The sequence below is a fragment of the Pseudonocardia sp. GCM10023141 genome (genome assembly GCF_042653605.1).
Window position 1 is genome coordinate 316,652 of sequence record NZ_JBHSIR010000006.1, and the last position, 6,462, is coordinate 323,113.

5 protein-coding genes are annotated in these 6,462 nt (G+C 71.1%); 4 read left to right on the top strand and 1 reads right to left on the bottom strand.

From position 1 onward, the window contains the following. The first annotated feature begins 80 nt into the window (after window positions 1-80). Both ACFPFQ_RS02630 and tatC read left to right on the top strand, forming a co-directional pair. Window positions 81-1,046: a ferritin-like domain-containing protein gene (locus ACFPFQ_RS02630; RefSeq protein ID WP_379614293.1), complete on the top strand. Its 966-nt coding sequence runs from the start codon at window positions 81-83 to the stop codon at window positions 1,044-1,046. Window positions 1,047-1,180: 134 nt separating this feature from the next. Further along, on the top strand, window positions 1,181-2,083 hold the full coding sequence (tatC, locus tag ACFPFQ_RS02635; RefSeq protein WP_379614295.1) for a twin-arginine translocase subunit TatC: 903 nt from the start codon (window positions 1,181-1,183) through the stop codon (window positions 2,081-2,083). Window positions 2,084-2,573: 490 nt separating this feature from the next. Here tatC and ACFPFQ_RS02640 read toward each other — a convergent pair whose 3' ends face one another. Beyond that, on the bottom strand, window positions 2,574-3,524 hold the full coding sequence (locus tag ACFPFQ_RS02640; protein ID WP_379614297.1) for a helix-turn-helix domain-containing protein: 951 nt from the start codon (window positions 3,522-3,524) through the stop codon (window positions 2,574-2,576). A 332-nt stretch (window positions 3,525-3,856) separates the two neighbouring features. On the opposite strand from ACFPFQ_RS02640, the gene ACFPFQ_RS02645 reads away from it, so the two are divergent. Then, the gene (locus ACFPFQ_RS02645) at window positions 3,857-4,654 is read left to right on the top strand and encodes an anti-sigma factor (protein ID WP_379614299.1); all 798 of its coding nucleotides are present in this window, start codon (window positions 3,857-3,859) and stop codon (window positions 4,652-4,654) included. A gap of 22 nt (window positions 4,655-4,676) precedes the next feature. Then, window positions 4,677-6,278 carry a molybdopterin-dependent oxidoreductase gene (locus ACFPFQ_RS02650; protein WP_379614301.1) on the top strand — a complete coding sequence of 534 codons (1,602 nt, stop codon included), beginning with the start codon at window positions 4,677-4,679 and terminating at the stop codon, window positions 6,276-6,278. Window positions 6,279-6,462 lie beyond the last annotated feature (184 nt).

Below are 6,462 nucleotides of genomic sequence, written 5' to 3' on the forward strand. Positions count from 1 at the left end.
GTCCGTCAGAGACCGCTCCCCAGGTGCGAACGGTTCCGGCCTGCCGGTAGCCGACGCAAACCCAGTTCGAGGAGTTCTCCGTGTTCGAGGGGTTCAACAAAGGGTTCGTGAAGGACGCGATCAACCGCAGTTCGGAGAATCCGCTGGACCGTCGCCGCTTCCTGCGGGCGGCCGGGATCACCGGTGTGGGCCTGGCGGGCGTGGGTGCGCTCGGGCTGGGTGCGGGCACGGCGTTCGCCGGTCAGCACGGCCACAAGGAAGAGGCGGCGCAGGGTCCCAGTGACGGCGCGATCCTGAACTTCGCGTTGAACCTGGAGTACCTCGAGGCGGAGTACTACCTGCGTGGCGTGTTCGGCGAGGGGCTCAAGGACAGCCAGATCGACGGCACCGGCGACTGCGGCGCCGTCACCGGCGGCTACAAGGTGAAGTTCGAGACGAAGCTGGGCCGCCAGTACGCCGAGGAGATCGCAGGCGACGAGCGCGCGCACGTCGACTTCCTGCGCGCCGCGCTGGGTGACGCGAAGGTGGCGCGCCCGGAGATCAACCTCACCGACGCGTTCAACGCCGCCGCGACCGCGGCCGGGCTGATCAAGCCGGGCGAGGCGTTCGACCCGTTCGCCAACGAGGACAACTTCCTGCTCGGCGCGTTCGTGTTCGAGGACGTGGGCGTCACCGCGTACAAGGGCGCCGCCCCGTTGATCTCGAACAAGACCTACCTCGAGGCCGCTGCCGGGATCCTCGCGGTCGAGGCCTACCACGCGGGCCTCGTGCGCACGGTGCTGCTGTCGAAGGGCCTCAGCGTTCCGGCAGGCGCGATCTCCGACGCGCGCGACAGCCTCGACGGCAAGACCGACGACGACCAGGGCATCGTCGACGCCGACGGCAACGGCAACATCGTGCCGACCGACGAGAACGGCATCGCGTACTCGCGCTCGGCCGGTTCGGTGCTCAACATCGCCTACCTCAACCCGGCCCAGGTCAGCTCGGGCGGGTTCTTCCCCAAGGGCGTCAACGGCGAGATCAACACCAGCGACAACAACGCCTGATCGACCGCGCACGTCTCTCCTGATCGAGGCGACATGGACAGGCGATCAGGGACAGCCGGGGTGAATCCGCCCCGGCTGTCGCCGTTTCCGGAGCCGTCGAGCACCCTCCCCGCACGTCCTGTCAGGAGCATCGGATGCCCACATCGTTCGCACCGGTTGCAGCGCGGAGACGCCGTCGGGGCAACCCCGACGGCACGATGAGCCTGATCGATCACCTCTACGAGCTGCGCAACCGGCTGGCGATCGCCCTGATCGGGATCGCGGTCACCACCGTCGTCGGCTACGTCTGGTTCGCCACTCCGCTGTTCGGCGCGCCCAGCCTCGGCGACCTCCTCAAGCAGCCCTACTGCTCCATCCCCGCGGGGTCGCGTGCCGTGTTCACTGCCGACGGCTCCTGCACCCTGCTCGGCACCGGCCCGTTCGACCAGTTCACGCTGCGCCTCAAGGTCGGAGCCACCGCCGGCATCGTGCTGGCCTGCCCGCTGTGGCTGCACCAGATCTGGCGGTTCATCACCCCGGGGCTGCACGCCCACGAGCGCCGCTACGCGCTGGCGTTCGTCCTGTCCGCCGCGACGCTGTTCGTCACCGGAGCGGTGCTGGCCTATCTCGTGGTCTCCCAGGGCCTGGCGTTCCTGCTGACGATCGGGAGCACCGTCCAGGTCACGGCACTGACCGGGGAGGCGTACTTCGGCTTCGTCATCGCGCTGCTGCTCATCTTCGGCGTCAGCTTCGAGCTGCCGCTGCTCGTCGTCATGCTCAACCGCATCGGCGTGCTGAGCTACGCGAAGCTGCGCAGTTCCCGCCGCGGGCTGATCTTCGGTCTGTTCGTCTTCGCCGCCATCGCCACCCCCGGCCAGGACCCCATCTCCATGACCGCGCTCGCCGGGGCTCTCACCGTGCTGTTCGAGGTGGCCATCCAGTTCGCCCGCCACCACGACCGGGCACTTGCGCGGCGGCGCGCCGCGAGTGGGCTCGACGACCTCGATCCCGACGAGCCCTCGCCGCTCGACACCCGGCCGAGCCCGCTCGAGCGGTAGCGCCCGGGGCCCTGCCGCATTGCAGGAAAGCCACTTTCCCGCAACCTCGTTGCAGCAAAGTGGCTGTCAGGAGAATCCCCATCCGAACGCGGCCTACCAGCGGGACCTACCGGGAAACGCACCCGACACCCCCGCGCCGGCCCCGTTGCGAGAGCCCGCCGCGCCGGGCGAGTGATCAACGCCCACCGGTTCCGGTTCGATCATGAGCCAGTGCGCGCTCGACCACCGGCACGAAGATCAACGCCCACTGGGTCATGGTCAACACCGAACCAGTGGGCGTTGATCACCCCACCCGCACCGCAGCGCCCCACGCCGGGCCCTCCTGTGCGCCTCGGCAAGCATGATCCGCGCGAGCCGCACCGCAACGTCATCGACAGGGCCGTGGCGTGCGGCTCGCGCACCCCGGGAGGGTCCCGGTTCTCCTCTTTCATGGCGGCCGCAGGCCATGACGGACTTTCCTGCAACGGAGGCGCCACGGCGTGCGCAGGCGCTACCGCGGCCGCCCCGACGCGCTGAGCGCGACCTCGCGGGGCGCAGCGGTCTCGGCGATCCAGCTGAAGGCCCCGGTGCCTGGGTAGAGCGACAGCGCCGTCCGCACCGCCTCGACGGCAGGGCCGCCCGCAACACCGACCACGAGGCAGGCCACGCGCACGAGCCGCTCCCACGCCGGGTGCGTCGTCGCGGTGTGCAGCGCGACGCCGTCGCGGCCCTCGGCCCAGCGGATCAGCTGCGGCACGGCGGGCGCGGCGATGAGCCGGATCGGGCCACCGGCGCGCGCGTCGTCGAGGGCTGCCAGGAAGCTGCCGAGCGCCGCCGGGTCGCCCGCCCCGACGCGGGCCGAGGCCGCGACCGTGCTGATCCGGTCCCCGATCCCCACCCGCCGGGTTCCGCCGGGCGGTGCGGGTGCATGGCCGGTCCGCACGGCGAACAGCCCGGCCAGGGCGTCGACGTGCAGGCCGGCGATGGCGGCGAGCGGTGCGTCGAGCACGGGTTCGGTCAGCAGGGACACCCGACCACCCGCTCCCGGCCGGATCCCCCAGTGCCGCCAGACGTTGGCCACCGCGACGTTGCTGATGCCGAGCTCGGTGGCCAGCGACCGCGTCGACCAGCGGGCCGTTCCCGGTCCGGGTGGCTGCAGCGTGCGCAGCACCACCGCGGCCGCGTCGACGGTCGCCGGCCGGCCGGAGCGCGGCGCGTCGCGGAGGCCGTCGAGCCCTTCGGCGCGATAGCGCTCCCGCCAGGTCGTGACCGTCCGTGTCGAGCAGCCGAGCTCCCTCGCCACCGCCGACGGCCCCATGCCGGCACTGCAGAGCAGCACGATGTGGGCGCGGCGGGCCAGCGCGGCACCGGCGGCGGGATCGTCTCGCCAGGACTGCAGCAGGTCTGCATCACCGCTGCTCACCGGCAGTGGCGACCGGCTGTGCACGAGATGGGGCTCCATCGTTCGACGGTCGGCCGCGGTCGGCCCTGACAACCAGGCATTCGGGACCCGGCCCCCAACGGTTGTAGTCCGATCAGGTGAATCCCGGGGCAGTGGCAGATCACTGCACGGCGTGCCGCTGAACCGTTCCCGTCGCAGCCGCGAAAGCAGGGTGTGACGACCCAGCTGATGGACCCGGCTCCGCCCCGGACGGAGGCGCCGACGCAGGCGGCAGCCTCGCGCGTCCGGCCGGCGGGTCCCGACACCGGCCGTCACCAGCACGTGGTGCGACGGCCTGATCGCAATGCCGCCGGTGGCACCCGTTGAGACCGTCGAACGGACCGGTCTGCCCGATGACCGTGCAGGCTGTGGGCTGGGCGTTGCACGCACTCGAACCCGACGAGGAACTGGCGCTGGCGCTGCACCGTCCCGGATGCTCGTCCTGCCAGGAGACGATCGACCGCGCCGAGCGGGTGCTGGGCGTCGTGGCCTCCGCGGCGATCCCGGCGATCCCGCCGCAGTCGCTGCGGGAGAACCTGCGCGCGATCGTCGCAGCGACGCCGCAGGCCCACCTTCCGAACCAGTGGGTGGGGCCAACACGGACCACCGCCACGGTTCCGCTCCCCCAGCGTGTGCCTCCTCTCGATCGGCCTGGTCCGGTCAGGCCACGCGACCGCCGCCGGCGGGCGCTGATCGCCGCGGTGTTCGCGGTGGTCGTGCTCGGGGCCGGTGGCGTGACGGGGTACTCCACCCACGAGCACCAGCAGCGCGGCACGCAGCTCGCGCAGTCGCAGGCGCTCGCCGACGTCGTGGCGCAGGTGATCCGGCCCGGCACCGCCAAGGCGACGCTCGCCACCAGCGCCGGGATGCCGGCGGCCGCGGTGCTCGGCAGTGCTGCCGATCGCACGGTGGTCACGTCCGGACTGCCGCCCAACGATCGGAGCAACTCGACGTACGTGCTCTGGGGCATCAGCACGGCCGACCCGCAGCCGCTGGGCGCGTTCGACGTGGAAGCCGGTGACGCGGGCGTGCACGCTCTCGGTGCCGCCGCCGGTCCGAACTTCCTCGGCTATGCCATCTCGCTCGAACCCGGCAGGTCCGCACCCGCCCGGCCGGGCCCGGTCGTGGCGAGCGGACTCGTTTCCACCTGAACCGTCTGCACACTTTTCGCGAATGCTGATCGTGAGCACAATCGCCGCACCACCCCGCACTCCGGATACCGCGCCGGCCGAGCTACCTCGCCGCGTCGCGGCCCTGATCGGAGTGCTGGCGGTCGGTGCCGCTCTCGGATTCGGGCATCTGGTGGCCACCCTGATCGCGCCGTCATCGTCGCCATTCCTGGCCGTCGGCGACACGGTGATCCGGTTTTCCCCGCAGTTCCTGACCGAGTTCGCGAAGCACACCTTCGGTACCCTGGACAAGCCGATCCTGCTCAGCGGCATGGCCGTGGTCATCACGATCGTGGCCGTCGTGGCCGGCCTGCTGTCTCGCCAACGGGCGATCCGCGGGCTCGGCATCGTCATCGCGATGGGCGCGCTCGGCATCCTGACGGTGATCATCGCTCCCGGCTTCGCGCCGAGCCAGCTGATCGCTCCCGTGGTCTCCGTCGTCGTGGGCGCCGCCGTCTTCATCGGCCTGCATCGCCTCGCGCTCACCGCGTACGCCACACCCGCCACCGACGGGGCCGGGCGGCAGGTCTCGCGCCGCAAGGTCCTGATCGGGTCGTCGGCCGCGGTCGCGGTGGCGTCGCTCGGCGCGACCGGTGGCGGGCTGCTGATCGGGGGTGGCGGTGTCGCCGACTCGCGTCGCACGGTGACGGCGCAACTGGCGCGGGCCACCCTGACCGAGCGGGCTCCCGCCATCCCGGCCGGCGCCGCGTTCCCCGAGTCGGGCACCCCGACGTTCCTGACGCCCAACGCCGACTTCTACCGGATCGACATCGCGCTGCGGATCCCGAGCCAGACCGCGCAGGACTGGTCGCTGCGCATCCACGGCATGGTCGACAACCCTGTGACCTTGTCTTTCGACGACCTGCTCGCCCGCAAGCTCGTCGAGCGGACGATCACGATGACGTGTGTCTCCAACCCGGTCGGCGGGGACCTCGTGTCCACCGCCAACTTCATCGGCGTCGAGCTGCGCGACATCCTGCTGGAGGCGGGAGTCCGGCCGGGGGCCGACCAGATCTACTCCACGAGCATCGACGGCTGGTACACCACCACCCCGCTCGACGTGCTGATGGAGCCCGGTCGGGGCGCGCTGCTGGCGATCGGGATGAACGGGGAGGCGCTCCCACCGGAGCACGGCTTCCCGGTGCGCATGGTCGTCCCCGGCCTCTACGGCTACGTCTCCGCCACCAAGTGGGTCGCCGACCTCGAGGCCACCACGTTCGGCCAGAAGCAGAGCTACTGGCGCGAGCGGGGCTGGGCGGAGAAGGCGCCGATCAAGACCCAGGCGCGCATCGACAAGCCACTGGGCTTCACGTCGGTGCCGGCAGGCAAGGTCACGGTGGCCGGGATCGCCTGGTCGCAGCCCACCGGCATCGGCAAGGTCGAGGTCCGGATGGACGGCGGCCAGTGGCGCGACGCCGAGCTGGCCACCGAGGTCAACTACGACACCTGGCGCATGTGGCGTTCTGATTTCACGCTTTCCCCGGGTAGCCACACCGTGCAGACGCGGGTCACCGACCGCAATGGCGTGACGCAGACCGAAATGCGGGCCGACCCGATCCCGGACGGTGCCAGTGGCTGGCCCGCCACCATTTTTTCGGTCGCCTGATCGGGTGAACCGAAACTTTTTCCGAACCGGCCCGAACCGTTGGGCAAGAACCACCGAATGTCTTCACAACTGGTCCGGATCTCCCGGGCCGAGCTCGAGGAGGAACCCCGTGCGTAAGATCCAGCGACTCGCCGCCGTCGGTGCCATGGCCGCCCTGACCGTCGCACTCAGCGCCTGCAGCGGC